Consider the following 26494-nt stretch of genomic DNA (forward strand, 5'->3'; position numbering starts at 1 on the left):
GAATATGATGCCGATTATGGATAACAACCAACCGCCGAATATAATGCCAATTATGGATAACAACCAAATGCCGAATATAATGCCAATTATGGATAACAATCAAATGCCGAATATGATGCCAATTATGGATAACAATCAACCACCCAATATGATGCCGTATCAAATGCCGTATCAACAGCCCATGATGCCGCCGAATCCGTATTATCAACAACCAAATCCATATCAAATGCCATATCAGCAAGGAGCGCCGTTTGGACCGCAATATACGTCTATGCCAAACCCGAATATGATGCCAATGGATAATAATATGCCACCGCTTGTGCAGGGTGAGGAAGATTGTGGATGCGGAGGAGAAAGTAGACTATATAGTCCACAACCAGGCGGTCCGCAATATGCGAATCCTTTATATTATCAACCAACTCAGTCTGCATATGCACCACAGCCAGGAACGATGTATTATCAACCAGATCCACCGAATGTATTTGGAGAGCCCGTTTCAGAAGAAGAGGACGAAGAAGAAGTTTAAAAAGGCGGGAGTATTCCCGCCTTTTTTGCATTCCTGTTAATTAAGAAAATGAAGTTTTTTTATGAAGTGCTAGAAAATTCCTAGTGAAATATTAACAGTGTAAAAACCTTCTCGGTTACTCATCATAAGAGGGAGCTTTTCAGTAGAGAAGCTCATTCTAACAGAGGGGGTTTTTGTATTGAATACGAAAGTAAAAGTGATTGCTGCTTCTTTGTTAGTTACTAGTGCATTAGCTGCATGTGGTACACCAAAAAACAATGCAATGGATGGACGTAACTACAATTACGAGCGTACATCTTATAATGATACACACCAGTATCGTGATAATGTGACGCGTAATGATCGTTATACAGATTATGTAACATATAGAAATGGTCGTAACGATACAGGATACAATTATTATCGAGATGTAAATTACAATGGACAAATTGCTAATCCGCATCCAACTCGTAATATTACAATGAACAATTCATACATTAACAATGATGGTAAAACAGCTGAAAGAATAACAAATCGTGTGAAACGTATGAATAACGTAGACCGTGTGTCTACAGTTGTATATGGAAACGATGTAGCGATTGCGGTAAAACCACGTAACACAGTGACAAATGAAACGGCGATGGCGAACGAAATTCGTCAAGCGGTTTCAAATGAAGTTGGAAACAGAAACGTATATGTTTCTGTAAGAAATGATATGTTTACTCGTGTCGATGCAATGAGTACGCGTCTACGTAACGGTACAGTTACAAACGATTTTAATCGTGACATAGTGAATATGTTCCGAGACATTCGTTACGGTTTAACTGGTACAGTGCGATAACAAAACAAAAGAGGAAGGGATAGCCCTTCCTCTTTATTCATCGTTGTCTTGTAAGCGACGTTTTTTAATAAAATAAATAACGGAATAAGAAACTAAAAAGCATATGAAAAGAATACTACCTGTTAAAATAGCTTCAAACAGTGGTCTTTCTGGACTGAAAATAATATAAATAATAGCCGTAACGATTCCTACAATAAGGGAGTGGAAGACAAGTTTGTAATAAGGAGTTAACTGTATTTCCTTTTCGCCTTCTTCTACATCGATTGAAACACTTAACTGTAAATAAGCAAGTAAAATACTTGTAAACATAAATAATAGCCACAATGGAGATTTCGTAATTTGATCCATTCCTTCAGTGAATCCGATGTAGCTTAAAATTCCAATTATACCAAGTGACTGAAAAAGAAAGGCGATACGCACGTTTTTTAATGTTTGCAGAATGAGACGTTCATCCTTTATTTTTTTAATAATATCCATCTCCTGTTTTATGATGATTTCGCTGTTACATTAATTGTAACATATATGTTGCAATTATCAATTTATAATTTACATATTGTTCGTTTGGATAACAGAGGAAATAAAATATTTTTATAAACATGTTGCACTTATACTTTATTAATGTTATATTAGCAAAGCGATGAGCTAATTTACGTAAGACGAGAGATATGCTTAAGTGCTAAACACGCGAATGTGGTCGCCTGGTCTCTCGCCGTAAACGCATCAAGACGCCTGCTTTGCAGGCGTCTTTCATTTTATATAAAAGTAAATGATACATACAGATGAGGTAAATCCTAATCTGTATTTTTTTATTTTTCGAAAGAAATGTAATGTGGATAAAACCCCCATTTCCGGAAAAACTACTAATGAAAGTTTGATTTTGCCTAAAAGAGGTGAACGGAAATGAAATGGATACTGATTGCGATGCAAGCTTTCGTTATGATGTTTTGTTTCGTTTATGAAACGAATGTGAAGGCGGAAGGGCCAGTACCAGAAGTAACGAAAAAAGAACCTGAGGTTACAATTTTATTAGAGCGTATGTATGTTGATGGCGAAGTAAGCGAAGAAATACTTACAGAAAAAGTGACGGATTTAGAAAAGTTTTTACAGCAGTATAAAGAATGGCAGCTCGTTGATCGTGATGATGTACAAATTGTATTGCAAAAGAAAGTTGATGATATTTCTCCGTTATTGAAAACGAGCGGGTATTTTGGTGTTTCAGAGGAAGGGATATTACAAATTTTCAAAGGTGTACCGAAAAGTGATAATGCGATCCATTCTTTCTTTCAAATTGATATGAAAAAGCTTGAGAGCTATGAACGTGCGAAATTGAAACGTGGCATTCGTATTAAATCAAAAGAAGGTTTTGTGAAGACGATTGAAAAAATGAAGCAATACGCAGTTCAAAGTAAGAAAAAAAGCAGCTCATGGTGAGCTGCTTTTTTTTCTTATTTGTTTTTAGCTAAAATTTCTTTTGCGATTTCATCAATTAGCATATCTTTTCCGATTGGATTGAATGCTTTCGTATTGAAGACTTCATTTGATACTTCATATACGTGATTATTTTTAACTGCTTTATTGTCTTTCCAAACGGCACTGTTTTTGTAGTCTTCGTAAACTTTATCAGCTTCGCCGCCGAAGTTTACAATAAACATTTGGTCAGGCTGGAATGCAACTAAACCTTCTAGTGATACTTGCGCCATCGTTTGTTTTAAATCCGTACCTTTTGTTGCTGGAAGTTTTAAGTCATTAAAGATGATGTCACCGTATCCGAAGCTACCGTATACACGGAAGTTTTGTGGTGTAACTGCAACGAACATAAAGTTCTCATCTTTTGTTTTCTCTTTAATTTTTTTAGATAAAGAGTCTGCTTTCTTATCGTAGTCTGCAATCCATTTGTCTGCTTTCTTCTCTTCGTCAAATAGCTTACCTACTTCTTTAAACTTACCACGCCAGTCTTCTAAGTTTGTTTCTAGAACAACTGTAGGTGCAACCTTTTCTAGTTGATCATAAATTTTTAATTGACGGTTGTTTAAAATAATTAAGTCTGGTTTTAAAGCAGTAACAGCTTCTAAATCAACTTTAGGTGCCCAGTACCAACCTACTGCTTTTACTCCATCTAACTTGTCTGTTAAGTGATTTTGGATTTTATCTTTATATGTATTTGCTGTACCAACAGGTTTGTGTCCAAGAAGTAATAGTTCTTCTGTTGATCCAGATAAGTCAACAATTCTCTTTGGATTTACTGGAATTGTAGCTTCACCTTTAGCATGTTTTACAACTTTTGTTTTCGGTTGTTCTTTTGCCTTCGATTCTTCTTTTTGAGAAGAACAGCCAACGATAGAAAGAACAACGAGCATAATAGTAAATAAAATAAATAGCTTACGTTTCATCCTGATGTAACCCCTTTAATTAGTATTGATAATCATTATCGACTTCTGTATATTAAGGTGCTTTAACCTTTCTGTCAATGGAAAATAACAGAAGTTTCAAGTGGAGAACATTTGTTGGGGTAGTCTCGCTTTTCTATCATTAAATATGTTAAAATGGAATACATGATTTAAGAGGGAGAGATCGTATTTTGTTTGAATATGTTACAGGTTACGTGGAGTATGTAGGGCCGGAATATGTCGTAATTGATCATAATGGAATTGGTTATCAAATTTTCACACCGAATCCGTATGTATTTCAAAGAAGTAAGCAAGAAATCCGTGTCTATACATATCATTATGTAAGAGAAGATATTATGGCACTTTACGGGTTTAAAACACGTGAAGAGCGTTTATTATTTACAAAGTTGTTAGGCGTGTCTGGCATTGGGCCAAAAGGAGCTCTTGCAATTTTAGCTTCTGGTCAAACAGGACAGGTCGTTCAAGCGATTGAGCATGAAGATGAGAAGTTTTTAGTGAAATTCCCAGGCGTCGGAAAGAAAACAGCACGCCAAATGATTTTAGATTTAAAAGGAAAACTAGCAGATGTCGTACCAGATGCATTTGTTGATTTATTCTCAGACACAGAACGTTTTGATGAGAAGAAAGGTTCATCAGCTGAGCTTGATGAGGCACTGGAAGCTCTGCGCGCACTTGGATACGCAGAACGCGAAGTTTCTCGTGTTGTACCAGAGTTATTAAAAGAATCATTAACGACGGATCAGTATATTAAAAAGGCACTTAGTCTTTTACTAAATGGTAAGAGGTGAGTATAATGGACGAACGTCTCCTTTCAGGGGAATCTGCATATGAAGATGCGGATTTAGAATATTCATTACGGCCACAGACGCTCCGTCAGTATATTGGCCAAGATAAAGCAAAACATAATTTAGAAGTATTTATTGAAGCGGCGAAAATGCGTGAAGAAACGTTAGATCACGTGCTTTTATATGGACCACCAGGTCTTGGTAAAACGACGCTTGCGAATATTATTGCCAATGAGATGGGCGTTAATGTTAGAACAACTTCAGGTCCCGCAATTGAAAGACCAGGAGATTTAGCTGCTGTATTAACAGCGCTTCAGCCAGGGGATGTATTATTTATTGATGAAATTCATCGTTTGCATAGATCAATTGAAGAAGTATTGTATCCTGCGATGGAAGACTTTTGCCTTGATATTGTAATTGGAAAAGGGCCTTCAGCACGTTCTGTACGCCTAGATTTACCGCCATTTACATTAGTTGGAGCAACAACACGTGCTGGAGCATTATCGGCACCGCTTCGTGACCGCTTCGGTGTACTTTCAAGGTTAGAGTACTACACAGTAGATCAGCTTTCTGCGATTGTTGAACGTACAGCAGAAGTATTTGAAGTTGAAATCGATTCGTTAGCTGCATTAGAAATTGCAAGACGTGCTCGTGGTACACCTCGTATTGCGAATCGTCTTTTAAGACGTGTACGTGATTTCGCGCAAGTTCGTGGTAACGGAACGGTTACGATGGAAATTACACAAATGGCATTAGAGCTACTGCAAGTAGATAAATTAGGTCTAGATCATATTGATCATAAATTACTGCTTGGTATTATTGAGAAATTCCGTGGCGGTCCAGTTGGATTAGAAACGGTTTCAGCAACAATTGGAGAAGAATCTCATACGATTGAAGATGTGTATGAGCCGTATTTATTACAAATTGGTTTTTTACAACGAACGCCAAGGGGCCGAATTGTAACGCCGCTTGCGTATGAACATTTCGGAATGGAGATACCAAAAGTATGACGGAGATGCCAAAGCTGCTTATTACAGCCGGGATCTTACTCATCGTTGTTGGATTAGCTTGGAAGTTCATTGGAAGGCTTCCAGGCGATATTTTTGTGAAAAAAGGAAACGTTACCTTTTATTTTCCTATCATTACATGTATTGTGTTAAGTATTGTATTATCTTTTATTATGTATATAATAAATCGATTTAAATAAGAAATAGGTGGATATAGCTATGGATATAAATCTGTTTGATTTTCATTTACCAGAAGAACTTATTGCACAAGTCCCGTTAGAAGAGCGTGAAACATCAAGATTAATGGTGTTAGACCGTGAAACAGGTGATATTGAGCATAAACATTTTACGGATATTCTTTCTTACTTACATGAGGGGGATTGCTTAGTTTTAAATGAAACGAAAGTTATGCCTGCTCGTTTGCACGGTGTGAAAGAAGATACAGGCGCGCACATTGAAGTACTTCTTTTAAAACAAGAAGAAGGTGATAAGTGGGAAACGCTTGTAAAGCCAGCGAAACGTGTAAAAGAAGGAACTGTTATCTCTTTTGGCGAAGGGAAATTAAAAGCAACTTGCACAGGAACTGCAGATCAAGGTGGACGTCAGCTTGAATTTTCATATGACGGCATCTTCTATGAAATTTTAGATGAACTTGGGGAAATGCCACTTCCTCCATATATTAAAGAGACGCTAGAAGATCGCGATCGCTATCAAACAGTATATGCGAAAGAAATCGGTTCAGCAGCAGCGCCGACTGCGGGACTTCACTTTACAGAAGAGTTACTTGAGAAGTTAAAGCAAAAAGGCGTTCAGTTAGCATTCATTACACTTCACGTAGGACTTGGAACATTTAGACCAGTTTCTGCAGACACGATTGAAGAACACCATATGCACGCAGAATATTATCATATGTCTGAAGAGACAGCGGCATTATTAAATCGTGTGAAAGAGAATGGTGGACGTATTATTACTGTAGGTACGACATCAACTCGTACGTTAGAAACAATTGCAACAGATCATGAAGGTAAGCTTTGTGCCGCTTCTGGATGGACAGATATTTTCATGTATCCGGGATATGAATTTAAAGCAATTGATGGTTTAATTACAAACTTCCATTTACCGAAATCAACATTAATTATGCTTGTAAGTGCATTTGCAAATAGAGATAATGTACTTCATGCTTATAATGAAGCAGTAAAAGAAAAATATCGTTTCTTTAGCTTCGGTGATGCAATGTTCGTTGCATCTCACGCTAAAATGAGAAACAAATAAAAGGAGTAAGTTATGACAGCAATTCGTTATGAATTTATTAAGACATGTAAACAAACGGGTGCCCGTTTAGGTCGTGTGCATACGCCGCACGGTTCATTTGATACACCAACATTTATGCCAGTTGGTACACTTGCAACAGTTAAGACAATGTCACCAGAAGAATTAAAAGCAATGGATTCTGGCATTATTTTAAGTAATACGTATCATTTATGGCTACGTCCAGGTCATGAAATTATTCGTGAAGCAGGCGGCTTGCATAAATTTATGAACTGGGATCGTGCAATCTTAACAGACTCTGGTGGTTTCCAAGTATTCAGTTTAAGTGACTTCCGTCGTATTGAAGAGGAAGGCGTTCACTTCCGTAATCACTTAAATGGAGATAAATTATTCTTATCACCAGAAAAAGCGATGGAAATCCAAAATGCATTAGGTTCAGATATTATGATGGCATTTGATGAGTGTCCACCATTCCCAGCTACTTTTGAATATATGAAGAAATCTGTAGAGCGTACGAGCCGCTGGGCAGAACGTTGCTTAAAAGCGCATGAACGTCCGCAAGATCAAGGTTTATTCGGTATTGTACAGGGCGGGGAGTACGAAGAGCTTCGTCGTCAAAGTGCGAAAGATCTTGTTTCAATGGACTTCCCTGGTTACGCTGTAGGTGGTTTATCTGTTGGTGAACCGAAAGATATTATGAACCGTGTTCTTGAGTTTACAACACCACTTCTTCCAGATAATAAGCCTCGTTACTTAATGGGTGTAGGTTCTCCTGACTCGTTAATCGATGGCGCAATTCGTGGTATTGATATGTTTGACTGTGTACTTCCAACTCGTATCGCTCGAAATGGTACATGTATGACAAGTGAAGGTCGCCTTGTTGTAAAAAATGCGAAATTCGCAAGAGACTTCGGTCCGCTTGATCCAAACTGTGATTGCTACACATGTAAAAACTACTCACGTGCGTACATTCGTCACTTAATGAAATGTGATGAAACGTTCGGAATTCGTTTAACGTCTTATCACAACCTTCATTTTCTGTTAAACTTAATGGAGCAGGTGAGACAAGCTATTCGTGAAGACCGTCTTGGCGATTTCCGCGAAGAGTTCTTTGAACAGTATGGCTTTAATAAACCGAATGCTAAAAACTTCTAATACATAATTTAAAAGGAGGAACAAAAGATGAATGCAGGTATGATGAATATCGTTATGATCGTTGCGATGTTTGCGATTTTCTATTTCTTATTAATTCGCCCGCAACAAAAACGTCAAAAAGCAGTTGCTCAAATGCAAAGTGAGTTAGCAAAAGGTGATGCTATCGTAACAATCGGTGGTTTACACGGTACAATTGAATCAGTAGATGAGACAAAAATCGTTATTAAATCTGGTGGTTCACACTTAACTTTCGATCGCAATGCGATTCGTGAAGTTGTGAAAAACTAATGTGGAAGGCCCTGCATGAAATGTGCAGGGCCTTTTTTAGTTACTTTGCTTTGACATATTTACACCGAAAATACCACCGAGTGTACTCGCCCCCATTAATGCTAATTGATAAAGTAATTGTGAGTTCGATAAAGTTTGAGAAAAGCCTAAATAGTTAACTAGAAAAACGAGTATAGTGAACGTGAGACCTGTTGTGAGACCTACTAGCCAACCTTTTCCTTGAGCCTTTTTGCCGGCAGTAAATCCAGACATAAGCATAGATAAAAGAGCGAGTATAAAAATAGTAACGGTTAATGTCCCTTCGTTTATATTCGTAAACTTTAATAAAAGAGCCATAATCATGCTAGTAATAGATGCGAGAATTAGTAGTGTAACAATACCGAAGCCAATTGCAGTTGATAATTTTTTCGTTCCATCCATTTATGCATTCCCCCTTTTTAATACAAGCATATTTTCCTTTTGTCTAAGTTAGACTAGTTTCTTTTTTATAGGGGAGTCTATACGTAAAAAAGGAGATGTAGAAATGGAATGGATATCAATAATTGGACGGACAATGCTTTTGTATATCATCATCTTAATTATTTTTCGTCTTATGGGTAAACGTGAGATAGGAGAGCTAAGTGTATTAGATTTAGTCGTATTTATTATGCTTGGAGAAATGGCTGTAGTGGCAATTGAAAATACCGATAAATCACTTTGGCATCAATTAGTTCCGATGACTTTTCTTATGTGCATCCAAATTATTTTGTCAGTCATTTCCCTAAAGTATCAACGCTTTCGGCATTTAATAGAAGGTGAGCCGGCTATTCTTGTAAACGCGGGAAAGATTGATGAAAAGAAGATGAGAAAGCAACGTTATAATATAGATGATTTAATGATGCAATTAAGGGAACAAGGAGTTGGAGATATTCGGGATGTAGAATATGCTATTTTGGAACCGTCTGGGAAGTTATCTGTCTTTCAAAAACAAAAAAATAAACAAGATACATTGCAGTTTACGCTTCCTCTTATTATTGATGGAGAAATTCAATCTAGTCATTTACAAATGATTGAACATACAGATGCATGGCTTATTGAGAAATTAAAAAACTTAGGTTATAACGATGTAACACAAATTTTATACTGTAGTTTTCAAAACGGAAAATTTTTTGTTGATGTAAAAGAAGATTAGAGATTTATCCTTTGAAAGAGTAAGAATGATTAGTTTAACTAATAATCAGTGGAGATTACCCCACTGATTAAAGTTTCAACTTATTTCAAAAATGAAAGTTTACGAATGATAGGGAGACGACTTAACTCTTCTTTTCGAATGAGTTTGAAAGTGAAGAGAAGTACGATATAAACAATTGTTGTTAAAGTGATTTCCCATAATGTTTGTATGCCAAGGGCATGAGAGAAAATAATATATTTATGAAGATAAAAACCGAAGGCGCCCGCGATACCGATGGCGAGTCCACCGAAAATATAGTCTTTTGCGTAAATGGTAAATGTAATCTTTTTTAAAACAGTAGCGTAGTGAAGAAATGTTACTGTTACAATATTTGCAGCAATAGCGAGAGCAACCCCCATCATTTGAAATTCTGGCCTTGATGCTAGTACAAAAATAACGATTAATTTCACGATGGCACCAATAAATGTATTCATCATTGCAGCTCTTGCTAAGTTTAAAGCTTGCAAAACAGAGGTAAGTGGACTTTGGAAATAATGAAATAAAAAGCAAGGCGCAAGAAGTTGAATGAATGCTGTTGCGCTGTCTGATCCATACATAAGAGTTAAAACAGGAGAAGCGAATACGTATAATATAACGACAGACCATCCGCCGGTAATTAATGAAATTCGAAGTGCTTGTTGTAAACGGTGCTCCACTAATTTATGTTGTCTTTTTGCCATTGCTTCACTAATAGAAGGGACGAGCGCTGTAGAGAGAGCGTATGTAATAAAGGCGGGTAGTGATAGGAGCGGGAATGCATAACCGTTTAATATACCGTATTGCTGGGTTGCAACAGAAGCAGCGACACCAGCGATTGCTAAGCTTTGCATAACGACAATAGGTTCAAAAAAATATGAAACGGAGCCGATTAAACGACTTCCTGTAGTTGGAAGGGCAATATCCATCAGAGAATAAAATGTCCCTTTGCTTTCCTTTACAGTAGTGAAAAATCCAGAGCGTATTGATAAATGTTTTTCTCGCTGAAATAACGTGAGTAAAAATAATAACGATGCAACTTCACCGAGAACAGCTGATAACATAGCGCCGGCTGCAGCGTATTCTATGCCGTAAGGTAAAAATAATTGAATGCATATAGCAATAATGGTAATGCGGACGACTTGTTCTAGAACTTGCGCATAAGCGCTAGGTTTCATGTTTTGTTTCCCTTGAAAGTAACCACGCAAAACAGAAGAAACAGCAATAACAGGAACAACGGGCAAAATGGCCATTAATGGATAGTACGTTCTTTCGTCGGTTAATAATGTTTTTGCTAAAATAGGTGTGAGGAACATAATTCCGATTGTTAAAATGATACTAATAACGGATGTAACAGCTAGTGATACGGTTAATATTTTTTTAACTCTTTGTTTATCGTTCACAGCTTCCGCTTCTGCTACAAATTTTGCGATTGCGACAGGAAGACCAATTTGTGTCAATGTAATTGCTAAAATGAATGTAGGAACGGCCATCATATAAAGACCAACGCCTTCTTCTCCTAAAATACGTGCCATTACTATGCGGTTGATAAAGCCGAGTATTTTTGTAATGAAGCCGGCTATCATTAAAATAAATGCGCCTTTTAAAAAGCTTTGTCTCGTCATGTTCTTCTCCTACCTTCTCAAAATCAATGGAATGATTTACAATAATTTATATGCACGTACGAGACAAGAATGACAAGCATTTAAGAGAGTGAAGTATGATAGTGCTCTTGAAAGTAGTTATTGCTGTCCATTAGAGCGGGAATAAAAGCGACTTTTCGTGCGAAATAAGAAGGAGATGTTATAGATGTTAGATAGAGAGGCTTTGGTAGAATCATACCGCGGACAGTTACAAGTCGTTTTAGAAAGTAAAGTAGAAGAGTTTCAAATGTTCGGCTACGACAGAGTGACAGATGATGACATTTGGAAGTTTCTTAAAGTAAAAAAGTGGAAGAAGATAGACGGCGATGTTAGATTGTATGAATTAGTTAATGACGTATTAACAGTAAGTGCTAATGAATATATGACATATTTAACTGTTGAAGCATATCAAGCGCCACTTTGGTCATTTGATGAATATGAAAATAAATAACTGACTGCAATTGGTTTGTTCTTCCTTTTGCAGTATAATGATAGGTATTGATAATCAGGAAATAATTATGTCTAAGATCATATATAAAGGAGGTAGTGAAGAGAGAAAACAAATAATGAAAGTGCAGGTATCGTGAAAACGTACCGGCACAGCTAGTGATGAGCTAGCAAAATTATAGAAAGGAAGTCTACTAACTAGACGTATGCACACGTGTAAAAGTGAATCGTAAGAGATTTATTTAAAGTGTTAGTAGCGGAAAGAGGGTACATATGGCAAAGCGTGGTACGAGAATTGCCGCCTTTTTCCTCATCGTTTTATTAATCGGTGGAGTAATTGGTGCGGCAGGAAAAGACATAGCAAAAGGAATTAGTCTAGGACTAGACCTTCGCGGTGGTTTTGAAATTCTGTATGAAGTAAAACCAGCCAAAAAAGGTGACAAAATCGATCGAGACGTACTTGTAAGTACAGTAGGTGCTCTTGAGAATCGTGTCAATGTTCTCGGTGTAAGTGAGCCGAACATTCAAATCGAAGGGCAAGATCGAATTCGTGTACAGCTTGCTGGTGTACAAGATCAGCAAAAAGCACGTGAAATGTTATCAACACAAGCGAAATTAACATTCCGTGATGTAGATGATAATCTTCTTATGGACGGAACGGATTTAAAAGGCGGCGGAGCGAAGCAAACATTTGATGAGCAAGGCCGTGCGAGCGTAGGTCTTACACTAAAGAGCGCTGAAAAATTCCGTGAAGTAACTGAAAAAATTTCAAAAATGCCACCACCAACGAATTTAATGGTAATTTGGCTTGATTTTGAAGAAGGAAAAGATTCGTACAAAGCAGAATCTGCAAAACCGAATCCGAAGTTCTTATCAGCAGCAACAGTAAACCAAGTATTTAACCAAGCTGAAGTATCTATCGTAGGTGGAAACTTCACAGTTGAAAGTGCGAAACAACTTTCATCTTTATTAAATGCAGGTGCACTTCCTGTTGATTTAAAAGAAATGTATTCAACATCTGTTGGAGCGAAATTTGGTCAACAAGCGTTAGAGCAAACGATTTTCGCTAGTGCGATTGGTATCGCTCTTATTTTCTTATTTATGCTTGTATTCTACCGTTTACCAGGACTTGTAGCGGTTATTATGTTAGGTTTATACATTTTCGTTACATTACTTGTCTTTAACTGGATGCATGCAGTTCTTACGTTGCCAGGTATTGCGGCGTTAGTGCTCGGAGTAGGTATCGCAGTTGATGCGAATATTATTACGTACGAGAGACTGAAAGAAGAGCTGAAAATTGGTAAGTCCATGATGTCAGCGTTCCGTGCTGGTAACCATCGTTCATTAGCAACAATTTTAGATGCGAACATTACAACTCTTGCAGCAGCTGGTGTGTTATTTGTTTACGGTAATAGCTCTGTAAAAGGATTCGCAACAAGTTTAATCGTAAGTATTTTAGTTGGTTTTATTACGAACGTATTCGGTACTCGTTTCTTACTAAGTTTACTTGTAAAGAGCCGTTACTTCGATAAAAAGCCAGGATATTTTGGTGTGAAACAAAAGGATATTATTCCGTTGACAAAAGGTGTAGTACATCCACCGACAAGATTCGATCGTATTAACTTCGTAAATATCGGTCATAAATTCCTTATTTTCTCGATTGTAGTTGTAATTGCAGGAGCAATTATCTTGCCAATTTTCAAGTTGAATCTTGGAATTGATTTTGCGAGTGGTACACGTATCGACTTGCAATCAAAACAATCAGTTACTGTGTCTGATGTTCATAAAGATTTTAAAGAATTGAACATTGATGTGAAGGAAGAAAATATTGTACCGACTGGAGATGACAATAAAGGTTTCGCAGTCCGTACATTAGGTGTTTTATCAAAAGATGAAATTGCAAAAACAAAAACATTCTTCCATGACAAATATGGTACAGATCCAAACGTAAGTACAGTTTCACCGACAATCGGTAAAGAAATTGCACGGAATGCATTTATCGCAGTACTGATTGCTTCTGCGGTTATCATTTTATACGTAAGTATTCGTTTCCGCTTTACGTATGCGTTATCTGCAGTACTTGCATTATTACATGACGCATTCGTTATGATTGTTATGTTTAGTATTTTCCAACTAGAGGTAGACTTAACGTTTATTGCTGCAGTACTAACAATCATCGGTTATTCTATTAATGACTCGATTGTTACATTTGATAGAAACCGTGAATTATACAAACAGAAAAAACGAGTGCGCGATATAAAAGACCTAGAAGAAATCGTGAATGCAAGTATTCGTCAAACGCTTGGTCGCTCGATTAACACCGTATTAACAGTGTTATTCCCAGTAATTGCACTGCTTATCTTCGGTAGTGAGTCACTACGTAACTTCTCGTTTGCGTTACTTGTTGGATTAATTGTAGGTACGTACTCTTCTGTTTTCGTTGCCTCTCAAATTTGGTTAATGCTTGAGAACCGTCGTTTGAAAAGAGGTAAAAGCAAGAAGAAGGTTGAGAAAGTAGAATCTGAACCGCAAGTATAGAAAAGATGATGTCTCTTTATGAGGCATCTCTTTTTTCGTTTGTGGATACAATAAGATAGCAACTTTTTTACAGAAAGAAGATGGAAGAAAGTGGTGGTGTTATCGCTGTTTTTGTTAAAATAAAAAGATAGGTTAAGAAAAGAAGGGATTTTAATTATGGAAAAAGATGAACGTTTTAAACAGGCCGAGTTTGGTGCTATTGTCGGAATCGTTGGTAATATTATATTAGCGATTGTAAAGGCGGTAATTGGTTATATTGGGAACAGTAAAGCACTGTTAGCGGATGCCGTGCATTCTGCATCAGATGTAATTGGTTCGCTAGCTGTACTTTTTGGATTGCGAGCGGCAAAGCAGCCACCTGATGAGGATCATCCGTATGGTCATGGTAAAGCGGAATCGATTTCAGCGATTATTGTAGCGGTATTATTATTTATCGTGGGACTTGAAATCGCGATTTCGTCTATAAAAGCTTTTTCGCAAGAACTAGAACCGCCGAAAGGAATTACGATATTTGCTGTTGTTCTTTCAATCGTCGTGAAAGAAGGAATGTTTCAATATAAATTCCGATTAGGGAAAAGAGTAAACAGTGATGCAATTATTGCAAATGCATATGAGCACCGTTCGGATGTATTTTCTTCAATTGCAGCTTTAATCGGTATTTGTGCAGCTATAATCGGTGGTAAGCTTGGTATAGACTGGCTTGTATACGCTGATCCAATTGCAGGATTAGTTGTTTCACTTCTTGTTGTAAAAATGGCGTGGAGCATTGGAGCGGAAGCAATTCATGCAACGCTTGACCATGTTCTTCATGAGGAGGATGTTATTCCGCTTAGAGAAGCAGTTCTTCAAGTAGATGGTGTGAAAAAAATTGGTTCTTTATATGCACGGGAGCATGGTCATTATGTTATTGTCGATATTAAAGTGTCTGTAGATCCATACATTACTGTAGAAGAAGGACACCGTATTGGAAAACATGTGAAAGAAATACTTATGAAACAAGATAATGTACAAAATGTATTCGTACATATAAATCCGTATTCTCCAAATTAAACATCATTAACATTTTAGTATATAGATATTGCATCGTAGTTTGCATTATATTGTCACCCCTTAATCTGTCTTGTATAATGAACAGGTTAAGGGGTGATTTCGTGTTACAACCGAAGACGCGTTGGAAAGAAAAAGAATATAATGACGAGCGAGTGAGTGAATTAGCAAGTAAATTACAGTTATCGCCACTTGTCGTTTCGTTATTCCTCGGTAGAGGACTCGATACAGAAGATAAGATTTTAGATTTTTTAAATACAGAAAATCAAGAATTTCATGATCCATTTTTATTAGAAGGAATGGATAGAACGGTAGAACGTGTAAATAAGGCGATTCAAAATGGAGAGCAAATATTAATATTTGGTGATTACGATGCGGACGGAGTAAGTAGTACGACAGTTTTATATCTTGCTCTTCAAGAATTAGGTGCAGAAGTAGAATTTTACATTCCAAATCGTTTTACAGAAGGGTATGGACCGAACGAAGAAGCATTTCGTTGGGCGCATAGCGCAGGGTTCTCGCTAATTATTACTGTCGATACTGGTATTGCAGCGGTACATGAAGCGAATGTAGCGAAAGAGCTTGGAATAGATCTAATTATTACAGATCACCATGAGCCACCGCCAGAATTGCCAGAAGCACTTGCGATTATACATCCGAAATTAGATGGCGGTGTATATCCGTTTCACTATTTAGCTGGTGTAGGTGTTGCGTTTAAAGTTGCGCATGCGCTATTAGGCCGTGTACCAGAACATTTATTAGAGATCGCAGTAATCGGTACAGTAGCCGATTTAGTATCACTTCATGGTGAAAATAGGTTGCTAGTGAAACGCGGTTTAAAACATATGCGTATGACGAGAAATATTGGTTTGAAGGCATTGTTTAAAGTTGCTAACGTTTCGCAAAGTGAAATTACCGAAGAGAGTATTGGCTTCTCAATTGCACCTCGTATTAATGCGGTCGGGCGTTTAGAAGATGCTGCGCCGGCTGTACACCTTTTATTATCAGATGATCCAGAGGAAGCGAAAGAGCTAGCTGAAGAAATTGATGAGCTGAACAAACTGCGAAAAGATATTGTAAAGCAAATTACAGAAGAAGCTATCGCTGAAGTGGAAAATAACTTCCCATCAGAAGAAAATAAAGTATTAGTACTTGCAAAAGAAGGCTGGAACCCAGGGGTAATTGGAATTGTTGCTTCGAAATTAGTTGAACGTTTTTATCGTCCGACGATTGTATTAAGCATTGATCCTATAAAAGAAACAGCAAAAGGCTCAGCACGTAGTATTGCAGGATTTGATTTGTTTGCAAATTTATCAGATTGTAGAGAGTTATTGCCACACTTTGGAGGGCATCCGATGGCAGCGGGAATGACGCTACATATGAATGATGTAGATGAATTACGTCGCCGCTTAAATGAACAAGCAGATGCAATTTTAACAGAAGAAGATTTTATTCCAATTACAGCAGTTGATGTTTTTTGTAAAGTAGAGGATGTAACACTAGCGGCAATTGAAGATATGCAAAAACTAGCCCCGTTTGGTGTTGGAAATCCGAAACCACGTATTGCAGTGAAAGATGCAGAGTTAGAAAGTATTCGCGCGATCGGATCAGATGGCTCTCATTTAAAAATGGCTCTTCGTGATGGACAAGCAACACTGGATACAATTGGATTTGGTTTTGGTGCATATGCGAAAGAAATCTCTCCAGTTGCAAAAGTATCTGTAATAGGAGAAGCATCCATCAATGAATGGAATAATTTTAAGAAGCCACAATTAATGGTACAAGATATTGCTGTAGAGGCGTGGCAATTATTTGATTGGCGTAGTATGCGTAATGCAGAAGCAAATTTAGCAGAACTTCCGAAAGAAAAAATAACAATGGTGTATTTTTCTGAAGAGGTATTGAATAAATTTTCTTTAGAGAGCTATAAAGAAAAGCTCATGCATGCTTCAGAAGTAACGCATTTAGATGATCAATATATCGTGTTACTTGATTTACCAAAAGGAACAGATGAATTACGTGAGCTATTTAAGGTAGGATTCCCAGCGCGAATTTATACGCTATTTTATCAAGAGAATAACCACTTATTTAGTACAGTTCCGACGAGAGAACACTTTAAATGGTACTATTCTTTCTTAAGCCAAAAAACACCATTTTCTTTAAGACAATATGGAGAACAACTATGTCGTCATAAAGGTTGGTCAAAAGATACAGTAAATTTCATGACACAGGTGTTTTTTGAGTTAGAATTTGTTACAATAAAAGATGGCGTCATTTTTATGGCAGACAAAAAACAAAAGCGTGATTTAATTGAATCGAACACATATCGTGAGAAAATGAACCACTTACAATTAGAAAAAGAATTGGTTTATAGCACATATCAGCAACTATATACATGGTTTGAAACGATTCGTAATCATAAAGAAGTAGAACAGTTAGGGTAAAGGATTTGTATTTACAAACCTTTTAGATCTGAGGAGGATTCAGAAATATGGATTTCAAGCAACATATCGCAATTGTACCGGATTATCCGAAAGAAGGTATTGTGTTTAAAGACATTACACCTTTAATGAATGACGGTAAAGCATACAAAGCAGCAACAGACGCAATCGTTGAGTACGCAAAAGAAAGAGATATCGATGTTGTAGTAGGACCAGAAGCTCGTGGTTTCATTATCGGTTGCCCAGTTTCTTATGCGTTAGAAGTAGGATTTGCGCCAGTTCGTAAATTAGGAAAATTACCACGTGAAGTAATTATAGTTGACTACGGTAAAGAATATGGTAAAGATGTTTTAACAATCCATAAAGATGCAATTAAGCCAGGTCAGCGCGTATTAATTACAGATGATCTATTAGCTACAGGTGGAACAATCGAAGCGACAATTAAGTTAGTTGAAGAGCTAGGCGGAGTTGTAGCAGGAATTGCATTCTTAGTAGAACTTACTTACTTAGATGGTCGTAAAATGTTAGATGGTTACGATGTATTAGTATTAGAAAAATACTAATCACTATATAGGTAAAACTACGGTGATAAAAAGTACCCGTGAATCTCTTGGAGAGGAGCGGGTACTTTTGTATAATTGAACAAAAAATTATGGTGAAATGTCAGTAAAATCTTTTCCTTTTCACAATTCACAATCATTGGGTTATAATGATAGAATATAATTTATTCTATTAAATAAAGATAAAGTCAATTTTCAATAAAAGGTGATTCGATGGCAAATGAGCAGGTACTAACAGCTGAACAGGTACTCGAGAAAGCAAGTCAATATTTAGCGGATGAAGATATTGAGCTAGTGGCACGTGCCTATGAATATGCACGTGATGCGCATAGCGAACAATATAGAAAATCGGGTGAACCGTATATTATTCATCCGATTCAAGTTGCAGGTATTTTAGTTGATTTACACATGGATCCAGCTACGGTATCAGCAGGTTTCTTACATGATGTAGTGGAAGATACAGAGATTACGTTAGAAGATATTGAACGGGAATTTAACAAAGAAATTGCTATGCTAGTTGATGGCGTTACAAAGCTTGGGAAGATCAAATATAAATCTCACGAACAACAACAAGCAGAAAACCATCGCAAAATGTTTATTGCAATGGCTCAAGATATTCGAGTTATTTTAATTAAACTAGCTGATCGTCTTCATAACATGCGTACATTGAAACATTTGCCTCAAGAGAAGCAGCGTCGCATAGCGAATGAAACGTTAGAAATCTTTGCACCTTTGGCACATAGACTCGGAATTAGTACTATTAAATGGGAGCTAGAGGATACGTCACTTCGCTATTTAAATCCACAACAATATTATCGTATTGTAAATTTAATGAAGCGTAAACGTGCAGAACGTGAAGAATATTTAGACGAAGTAATGACTGGTATTCGTGAGAAATTAAAAGAAGTTGCAATTCAACCTGAGATTTCTGGAAGACCGAAACATATTTACAGTATTTATCGTAAAATGGCACTGCAAAATAAGCAGTTCAATGAAATTTACGATTTATTAGCTGTACGTGTCGTTGTAAATAGTATTAAAGATTGTTATGCGGTGCTTGGAATTATTCATACGTGCTGGAAGCCGATGCCAGGTCGTTTTAAAGATTATATTGCAATGCCAAAAGCAAATCTATATCAATCTCTTCATACGACTGTAATTGGACCGAAAGGTGATCCACTTGAAGTGCAAATTCGTACGAAAGAAATGCATGAAATTGCAGAATTTGGGATCGCGGCACACTGGGCATACAAAGAAGGAAAAACAGCAGAAACAACAGGTACATTAGAGAAGAAACTCACATGGTTCCGTCAAATATTAGAATGGCAAAATGAAGCTTCTAATGCAGAAGAATTTATGGAGTCATTAAAAATTGATTTATTCTCTGACATGGTATTCGTCTTTACACCGAAAGGCGATGTAATGGAATTACCACTTGGATCTGTTCCAATTGATTTCGCGTATCGTGTCCATTCGGAAATTGGGAATAAAACAATTGGTGCAAAAGTAAATGGGAAAATGGTGACGCTGGATTATAAATTAAAAACAGGCGACATCATTGAAATTTTAACGTCGAAACATTCATATGGCCCAAGCCAGGATTGGGTAAAACTTGCTCAAACATCTCATGCGAAAAATAAAATTCGTCAATTCTTTAAGAAACAACGTAGAGACGAAAATATTGAAAAAGGCCGTGAACTTGTTGAAAAGGAAGTACGTGGTCTAGAGTATGAGATGAAAGAAGTATTGGCGCCGGATAACTTAAAACGCGTCGCTGAGAAATTTAACTTTGCAAATGAAGAAGATATGTTTGCAGCAGTTGGATATAGCGGAATTACAGCTTCGCAAATTGTTACGCGACTAACGGACAAGTTCCGCAAACAACGCGAAGAAGAAGAAATTGTTGAAGTTAAAGAAGTCCGTAAACCGATGAAAATTCGAAAATGGGATTCTGGTGTAAAGGTAAGCGGTGCTGATAATTTATTAATCCGTTTATCGAAATGCTGTAACCCAGTTCCGGGCGATGATATCGTTGGGTATATTACGAAAGGCCGAGGTGTATCAATTCACCGCCGTGATTGTGTAAATGTTCATACAGAAGAAGCTGTAGAACGATTATTAGAGGTAGAGTGGGAAGGTAGCCCTGAAAAAGAAATTGAGTATAACGTTGATATTGAAATTTCAGGTTACGATCGCCGCGGTTTATTAAATGAAGTACTGCAAGCTGTTACAGAGACGAAAACATACATTTCAGCTGTTTCTGGTAGAAGTGACCGTAATAAGATGGCAACAATTAATATGTCAATCTCGATTCGTAACTTACAACACTTGAAAAAAGTAGTAGAACGCATTAAACGCGTTCCAGAAATTTATGCAGTACGACGCATGATGCATTAATAGGGAGTGTAGAAAGATGAGAGTTGTTTTACAACGATCAAAGAAAGCGTCTGTCACAGTAGACGGTGAGATCGTAGGACAAATTCCGTTCGGTTTAACATTACTAGTTGGCATTACGCACGAAGATACAGAAAAAGATGCAACTTACATTGCGGAAAAAATTGCAAACTTACGTATTTTTGAAGATGAGAGCGGAAAGATGAATCATTCTGTACTTGATGTAGAAGGACAAGTTCTATCTATTTCGCAATTCACATTATACGGAGATTGCCGCAAGGGCAGACGTCCAAACTTTATGGATGCTGCGAAACCTGATTATGCAGAGCGTTTATACGATTTCTTTAATGAAGAAGTTCGTAAACAAGGATTACATGTGGAAACAGGGAAGTTTGGAGCAATGATGGACGTTTCTTTAATCAATGATGGTCCGGTGACCTTAATTGTAGAAAGTAAATAGTGTTCATAAAAAAGAGAGGGTTATATAATCCTCTCTTTTTTATACATTGTTGTATGTTTTGTTCATTTATTTGGAATCAATAGCAGTTTCGGTTATGTATAACTCTCTCATCAATATGGAACAATAAAAAGTAAAACATCCATATTGAATGTGAGGGATATACGTATGCGTATGAATGAAAAAGGGCATTCTGTTACAAATGGTGCAAATCAACTGTTTAACGTGAATTTTCATGATTTTATTTCAAAAGAGCAAAACAATACTTCAATGGAGCTTGCTTCGGAGTTTGGGATTTCTCTTCAAGATGTAAAGCGTTTAAAGAAGCAGATTGAACGTTCTTAGAGCACTTGACAATCCTACTTAACAAACGTATAGTAATTTTATATTTACATATGAATATAACCGTTGATAGAGAAGAGTAAATGAGACACACATGGAAAGAGAAGGAATGTCTTAGGCTGAAAACATTTCTGCATGATGACTGATTGAATGACACTCTAGAGGTTTCAACTTGAACGGCATATATGCTTAGTAGGGATGAACGCATATTTAAGCGTTATTAAAAAAGTGGAAGCATACGTGCTTCAATTAGGGTGGCACCACGGGTATAATACTCTCGTCCCTACTGTTTAAACAGTAGAGGCGGGAGTTTTTTTATTTTTATTAAGATTAAAACAATTTGAGGAGGAACTGAATATGTCTATTCAAATCCCACGCGGAACGCAAGATATTCTTCCAGGCACTGTTGAGTTATGGCAGTATATCGAAGGGCAAGCACGCGAAATTTGCCGTCGTTACAATTATAAAGAAATTCGTACACCAATCTTTGAACACACTGAGCTATTTTTACGCGGTGTTGGTGATACGACAGATATCGTACAAAAAGAAATGTACTCATTCCAAGATCGTGGAGAGCGTAGCTTAACATTACGTCCAGAAGGTACTGCACCTGTTGTACGTTCTTACGTTGAAAATAAAATGTTTGGTGATGCGACACAACCAACGAAATTATACTATATCGGTCAAATGTTCCGTTATGAAAGACCACAAGCAGGTCGCTATCGTCAATTCGTACAATTCGGTATCGAAGCAATCGGCAGTAATGACCCTGCAATTGATGCAGAAGTAATTGCACTTGCTGTTGAATTTTACCGCGGCATGGGCTTAAAAAATATTAAAGTTGTATTAAACAGTTTAGGTGACGCAGCGAGCCGTCAAGCACACCGTGATGCATTAATCGCACACTTTGAGCCACGTATCGGCGAATTCTGTTCTGACTGTCAATCTCGCTTAGAAAAGAACCCACTTCGAATTTTAGACTGTAAGAAGGACCGTAACCATGAATTAATGGGAACAGCACCATCTATTACAGAATACTTAAACGAAGATTCAGCAGTATACTATGACAAAGTTCAAGAACTATTAACGATGATGGATGTTCCATTTGAAAAAGATCCGAACTTAGTGCGTGGTTTAGACTACTATCAACACACTGTTTTTGAAATTATGAGTGAGGCAGAAGGTTTCGGTGCGATCACTACATTAAGCGGTGGTGGCCGTTATAACGGACTTGTACAAGAAATCGGTGGACCAGAAATGCCAGGTATCGGTTTTGCAATGAGTATTGAACGTTTAATTATGGCGCTAAAAGCTGAAAACATTGAATTACCACTTGAACATAGCATTGATTGTTACGTTGTAGCGCTTGGCGAAAAAGCGAAAGACCATGCTGCAAAAGTTGCGTTCGATCTTCGTAAAGCTGGATTGTCAGTTGAAAAAGATTATTTAGATCGCAAAATGAAAGCACAATTTAAATCAGCAGATCGTCTAAAGGCGAAATTTGTAGCTGTATTAGGAGAAGATGAGCTAGATAAAGGCATCATTAACTTAAAAGATATGGCAACAGGTGAACAAGAAGAAGTAGCGTTAGATGTATTTGCTTCATACGTAGCAGAGAAATTAATATAGGGGGAACTTACAGTGGCTGAAAGAACACATGCATGTGGAAAAGTAACAGTAGAAGCTGTTGGACAAACAGTTCAATTAAAAGGTTGGGTACAAAAACGCCGTGACTTAGGTGGATTAATCTTTATCGATTTACGTGACCGTACAGGTATCGTACAAGTTGTATTTAACCCAGAAACATCAAAAGAAGCGTTAGAAGTAGCAGAAACAATTCGTAGCGAATACGTATTACACGTAGAAGGTACAGTTGTTGAACGTGGTGAAGGCGCAATTAATGACAATATGGCAACTGGTCGTATTGAAGTACAAGCAACAAAAGTAAATGTACTAAATGCAGCGAAAACAACGCCAATTATCATTGCTGATGATACAGATGCATCAGAAGATGTGCGTTTAAAATATCGTTATTTAGACTTACGTCGTCCTGTAATGTTCAACACATTCAAAATGCGTCACGACGTAACAAAAACAATTCGTAACTTCTTAGATACAGAAGAGTTCTTAGAAGTAGAAACACCAATTTTAACGAAAAGCACGCCAGAAGGAGCTCGTGACTATTTAGTGCCAAGTCGTGTACATGATGGTGAATTCTATGCATTACCACAGTCACCACAGTTATTTAAACAGCTTCTTATGGTCGGCGGATTTGAGCGTTACTATCAAGTAGCACGTTGTTTCCGTGATGAAGATTTACGTGCGGATCGTCAACCAGAATTCACGCAAATCGATATCGAAGCTTCATTCTTAACACAAGATGAAATTTTAGATATGATGGAGCGTATGATGACGAAAGTTATGAAGGATGCAAAAGGTGTAGAAGTGAGTGCACCATTCCCTCGTATGAAATATGCTGATGCAATGGCTCGCTACGGTTCTGATAAGCCAGATACACGCTTTGAAATGGAACTAACAGACTTATCTGAGTTTGCTGCAGGTTGTGGCTTTAAAGTATTTACAAGTGCTGTAGAAAGCGGCGGACAAGTAAAAGCAATTAATGCAAAAGGTGCTGCAAGTAAATATTCTCGTAAAGACATCGATGCATTAACTGAATTCGTGAAAGTATACGGTGCAAAAGGTCTAGCTTGGCTTAAAGTTGAAGAAGACGGACTAAAAGGACCGATTGCGAAATTCTTCGGTGAAGAAGATGCAAATGTGTTAATGAGCACATTAGAAGCTACTGCTGGCGACTTATTACTATTCGTAGCAGATAAGAAGAGCGTTGTTGCAGATAGCTTAGGCGCACTTCGTTTACGTCTAGGTAAAGAGCTTGAGTTAATTGATGAAAGTAAATTTAACTTCCTATGGGTAACTGATTGGCCACTTCTTGAGTACGATGAAGATGCAGATCGTTACTTCGCAGCTCACCACCCATTCACAATGCCATTCCGTGAAGACGTTGAGTTACTAGAAACAGCACCAGAAAAAGCACGTGCACAAGCATATGACCTTGTATTAAACGGTTATGAGCTTGGTGGTGGATCACTTCGTATTTACGAGCGTGACGTACAAGAAAAAATGTTCAAAGCACTTGGATTCTCACAAGAAGAAGCGCAAGAGCAATTCGGATTCTTATTAGAAGCATTCGAATACGGTACACCACCACACGGCGGAATCGCATTAGGTTTAGATCGTCTTGTTATGTTACTTGCAGGCCGTACGAACCTTCGTGATACAATTGCATTCCCGAAAACAGCAAGCGCAAGCTGCTTATTAACAGAAGCTCCAAGCCCAGTTGCAGAAGCGCAGCTTGAAGAACTGAACTTAAAATTAAGCTTGAAAGAAGAGAAGTAAGAATAGGGTCTAGATGGTTATACTATAACCGTCTAGACTTTTTTTGAGAGGTTGTTTAAAAAGTCCGGTTTAGATAACTGTCGCATCTCATCGTTGCTTCGCCAGTCCGGTGCTCGAGTAGTATTTCTACACTGCGCTCCTCCTGGCTTCAGCGCCTCAATCTGCTCGGTTCTCTAAATCCTCCTTTTTAAACGTGTATTGAAAGGAAGTTTAAAAAGTCCGGTTTAGATAACTGTCGCATCCCATCGTTGCTTCGCCAGTCCGGTGCTCGAGTAGTATTTACTAAACTGCGCTCCTCCTGGCTTCAGCGCCTCGATCTGCTCGGTTCTCTAAATCCTCCTTTTTAAACGTGTATTGAAAGGAAGTTTAAAAAGTCTGGTTCAGATAACTGTCGCATCTCATCGTTGCTTCGCCAGTCCGGTGCTCGAGTAGTATTTCTACACTGCGCTCCTCCTGGCTTCAGCACCTCGATCCGCTCGGTTCTCTAAATCCTCTTTTTAAAACGTGTATTTAGGAAGAAATAAAATTCTGGTCTATGTTTTCATTCTCGAAATATGTATTTTTAGGAATTCTATAACTTTTTCTATACAAATAGTCGGAAAAACGCTAGAATACATGGTAGACCATTTTTGTAATAGGAGTGTAGAGCTGAATGTTACATCAATTTTCACGTAATGAATTAGCCTTCGGTAAAGAAGGACTTGAAATATTAAAAAATAGTACAGTCGGTATTTTAGGAATTGGCGGCGTAGGTTCTTTTGCAGCTGAAGCGTTAGCACGTTCTGGCGTAGGACGTCTCGTATTAGTTGATAAAGACGTTGTAGATATTACAAACGTAAACCGTCAAATTCACGCTTTAGTATCTACTGTAGGACGTTCAAAAGTAGAATTAATGAAAGAGCGTATCGCAGACATTAACCCAGAGTGTGAAGTAATTGGACTAGAAATGTTTTATACAGATGAAACATATGAAGAGTTCTTTAAGTACGGTTTAGACTTCGTAGTGGATGCATCTGATACGATTACGTTCAAAATTCATTTAATTAAACAATGTTTACGTCGTAAAATTAAAATTATCTCAAGTATGGGTGCAGCAAATAAAATGGACCCAACTCGTTTCCGTATTGCGGACATTTCTAAAACACATACAGATCCAATTGCGAAAGTCATTCGTACGAAGCTTCGTAAAGAGGGTATTAAAAAAGGTGTAAAAGTTGTCTTCTCTGACGAAAACCCAATCGTAATTCGTGAAGAAGTACGTAAAGAAATTGTACCAGACGAGAATGCAAAAATTCGTAAGGCGAAATTACCGCCTTCATCAAATGCATTCGTACCATCTGTGGCAGGCTTAATTATGGCAAGTCACGTTGTACGTGAACGCATTAAAAACGTAGAAGTGAAACGTGTAGGGCAAGAATAAAAGAAAAGCATATATCCATTTTGGATATATGCTTTTTTATATGTATTAAAGAAATATGAATATTTGCATCACTACTAGTTCAAATGTAAGTAAGGTTAGTAAGCAATAATCATATTTATCTGATTTATAGGCGGATGTCTTTTTTAGACTGTTAATGGTGAAAAGAGCTAAAGTTAGGACGAGAAGGCCAAGAGTTATTTTGAAGATTATTAATGAAATAGCAACCATCTCCCTTTAAAGGTATATGTTTATAATAACATTTTAGTAAAAAATATCTAATCTGTTGTAGGAGTTTCCTTGTATGACAAGGAGGAATGTTATTGTCAATCTTTGTCGTTAAATCG

The 26494-nt window shown here is 37.4% G+C and carries 24 protein-coding genes, 1 pseudogene and 1 other annotated feature; of the genes and pseudogenes, 21 read left to right on the top strand and 4 right to left on the bottom strand.

From position 1 onward, the window contains the following. Positions 1-526: pseudogene (gene exsA, locus DN404_RS30975) on the top strand (spore coat assembly protein ExsA); the annotation flags it as partial. Positions 527-704: 178 nt separating this feature from the next. Beyond that, positions 705-1346, top strand: a complete 642-nt coding sequence (locus DN404_RS12295; protein ID WP_001093544.1) for a YhcN/YlaJ family sporulation lipoprotein — start codon at positions 705-707, stop codon at positions 1344-1346. Between the two features lie 33 nt (positions 1347-1379). Here DN404_RS12295 and DN404_RS12300 read toward each other — a convergent pair whose 3' ends face one another. Next, on the bottom strand, positions 1380-1823 hold the full coding sequence (locus DN404_RS12300; RefSeq protein WP_179951860.1) for a branched-chain amino acid ABC transporter substrate-binding protein: 444 nt from the start codon (positions 1821-1823) through the stop codon (positions 1380-1382). Positions 1824-2246: 423 nt separating this feature from the next. Here DN404_RS12300 and DN404_RS12305 point away from each other — a divergent pair, with 423 nt between their 5' ends. Next, positions 2247-2777: a BofC C-terminal domain-containing protein gene (locus tag DN404_RS12305; RefSeq protein WP_000871175.1), complete on the top strand. Its 531-nt coding sequence runs from the start codon at positions 2247-2249 to the stop codon at positions 2775-2777. A gap of 14 nt (positions 2778-2791) precedes the next feature. Here the strand turns inward: DN404_RS12305 and DN404_RS12310 are convergent, their stop codons facing one another. Next, complete coding sequence (locus DN404_RS12310) at positions 2792-3736, bottom strand: iron-hydroxamate ABC transporter substrate-binding protein (RefSeq protein ID WP_000823606.1); 945 nt, start codon at positions 3734-3736, stop codon at positions 2792-2794. Positions 3737-3924: 188 nt separating this feature from the next. Here DN404_RS12310 and ruvA point away from each other — a divergent pair, with 188 nt between their 5' ends. From ruvA to yajC, 6 genes are read left to right on the top strand one after another with little or no spacing between them, the layout of a single operon-like run. Next, the gene (gene ruvA, locus DN404_RS12315) at positions 3925-4542 is read left to right on the top strand and encodes a Holliday junction DNA helicase RuvA (protein ID WP_000464511.1); all 618 of its coding nucleotides are present in this window, start codon (positions 3925-3927) and stop codon (positions 4540-4542) included. 5 nt (positions 4543-4547) lie between these two features. Further along, positions 4548-5549: a Holliday junction branch migration DNA helicase RuvB gene (gene ruvB / locus DN404_RS12320; protein WP_000344449.1), complete on the top strand. Its 1002-nt coding sequence runs from the start codon at positions 4548-4550 to the stop codon at positions 5547-5549. After that, positions 5546-5746, top strand: coding sequence for a DUF2905 domain-containing protein (locus DN404_RS12325; RefSeq protein ID WP_000138162.1), 201 nt, complete (start codon positions 5546-5548; stop codon positions 5744-5746). The genes ruvB and DN404_RS12325 overlap by 4 nt, the downstream gene beginning before the upstream one ends. Before the next feature lie 19 nt (positions 5747-5765). Next, positions 5766-6818: a tRNA preQ1(34) S-adenosylmethionine ribosyltransferase-isomerase QueA gene (gene queA / locus DN404_RS12330; RefSeq protein WP_000354034.1), complete on the top strand. Its 1053-nt coding sequence runs from the start codon at positions 5766-5768 to the stop codon at positions 6816-6818. Positions 6819-6830: 12 nt separating this feature from the next. Beyond that, complete coding sequence (gene tgt, locus DN404_RS12335) at positions 6831-7970, top strand: tRNA guanosine(34) transglycosylase Tgt (protein ID WP_000125365.1); 1140 nt, start codon at positions 6831-6833, stop codon at positions 7968-7970. 27 nt (positions 7971-7997) lie between these two features. Next, positions 7998-8258, top strand: a complete 261-nt coding sequence (gene yajC / locus DN404_RS12340) for a preprotein translocase subunit YajC (RefSeq protein WP_000991115.1) — start codon at positions 7998-8000, stop codon at positions 8256-8258. Positions 8259-8294: 36 nt separating this feature from the next. Here yajC and DN404_RS12345 read toward each other — a convergent pair whose 3' ends face one another. After that, a complete protein-coding gene (locus DN404_RS12345; protein ID WP_000349150.1) occupies positions 8295-8678 on the bottom strand; it encodes a TIGR04086 family membrane protein in 384 nt (127 codons plus the stop codon). Between the two features lie 103 nt (positions 8679-8781). Between DN404_RS12345 and DN404_RS12350 the strand changes: the two genes are divergently transcribed. After that, positions 8782-9429 carry a DUF421 domain-containing protein gene (locus DN404_RS12350; protein WP_000454817.1) on the top strand — a complete coding sequence of 216 codons (648 nt, stop codon included), beginning with the start codon at positions 8782-8784 and terminating at the stop codon, positions 9427-9429. Between the two features lie 80 nt (positions 9430-9509). Here the strand turns inward: DN404_RS12350 and spoVB are convergent, their stop codons facing one another. After that, the gene (spoVB, locus tag DN404_RS12355) at positions 9510-11069 is read right to left on the bottom strand and encodes a stage V sporulation protein B (protein WP_000198300.1); all 1560 of its coding nucleotides are present in this window, start codon (positions 11067-11069) and stop codon (positions 9510-9512) included. Between the two features lie 184 nt (positions 11070-11253). On the opposite strand from spoVB, the gene DN404_RS12360 reads away from it, so the two are divergent. The 11 genes from DN404_RS12360 to DN404_RS12405 all read left to right on the top strand — a co-directional run bounded on the left by DN404_RS12360 (position 11254) and on the right by DN404_RS12405 (position 26150). Further along, entirely contained in the window at positions 11254-11538 is a 285-nt protein-coding gene (locus DN404_RS12360) for a post-transcriptional regulator (RefSeq protein ID WP_000886976.1), read from the top strand. 269 nt (positions 11539-11807) lie between these two features. Next, positions 11808-14072, top strand: a complete 2265-nt coding sequence (gene secDF, locus DN404_RS12365) for a protein translocase subunit SecDF (RefSeq protein WP_149215101.1) — start codon at positions 11808-11810, stop codon at positions 14070-14072. 156 nt (positions 14073-14228) lie between these two features. Then, positions 14229-15122, top strand: coding sequence for a cation diffusion facilitator family transporter (locus DN404_RS12370; RefSeq protein WP_000409743.1), 894 nt, complete (start codon positions 14229-14231; stop codon positions 15120-15122). 101 nt (positions 15123-15223) lie between these two features. Next, entirely contained in the window at positions 15224-17563 is a 2340-nt protein-coding gene (gene recJ / locus DN404_RS12375) for a single-stranded-DNA-specific exonuclease RecJ (RefSeq protein WP_149215102.1), read from the top strand. Positions 17564-17610: 47 nt separating this feature from the next. Further along, positions 17611-18123 carry an adenine phosphoribosyltransferase gene (locus DN404_RS12380; protein WP_149215103.1) on the top strand — a complete coding sequence of 171 codons (513 nt, stop codon included), beginning with the start codon at positions 17611-17613 and terminating at the stop codon, positions 18121-18123. Positions 18124-18333: 210 nt separating this feature from the next. After that, positions 18334-20517: a GTP diphosphokinase gene (relA, locus tag DN404_RS12385; protein ID WP_001262795.1), complete on the top strand. Its 2184-nt coding sequence runs from the start codon at positions 18334-18336 to the stop codon at positions 20515-20517. A gap of 16 nt (positions 20518-20533) precedes the next feature. After that, positions 20534-20974, top strand: a complete 441-nt coding sequence (locus DN404_RS12390) for a D-tyrosyl-tRNA(Tyr) deacylase (protein WP_001266965.1) — start codon at positions 20534-20536, stop codon at positions 20972-20974. A gap of 165 nt (positions 20975-21139) precedes the next feature. Continuing rightward, a complete protein-coding gene (locus tag DN404_RS30545; RefSeq protein WP_001242605.1) occupies positions 21140-21316 on the top strand; it encodes a hypothetical protein in 177 nt (58 codons plus the stop codon). 54 nt (positions 21317-21370) lie between these two features. After that, positions 21371-21601, top strand: a binding site (T-box leader). 69 nt (positions 21602-21670) lie between these two features. Then, positions 21671-22942: a histidine--tRNA ligase gene (gene hisS, locus DN404_RS12395; RefSeq protein WP_000027084.1), complete on the top strand. Its 1272-nt coding sequence runs from the start codon at positions 21671-21673 to the stop codon at positions 22940-22942. 12 nt (positions 22943-22954) lie between these two features. Next, positions 22955-24730, top strand: a complete 1776-nt coding sequence (gene aspS, locus DN404_RS12400) for an aspartate--tRNA ligase (protein ID WP_000840898.1) — start codon at positions 22955-22957, stop codon at positions 24728-24730. Positions 24731-25382: 652 nt separating this feature from the next. Continuing rightward, entirely contained in the window at positions 25383-26150 is a 768-nt protein-coding gene (locus DN404_RS12405) for a tRNA threonylcarbamoyladenosine dehydratase (RefSeq protein WP_000903179.1), read from the top strand. Positions 26151-26494: the final 344 nt, after the last annotated feature.

It is taken from the genome of Bacillus sp. TE8-1, from assembly GCF_008368855.1.
GTDB lineage: Bacteria > Bacillota > Bacilli > Bacillales > Bacillaceae_G > Bacillus_A > Bacillus_A cereus.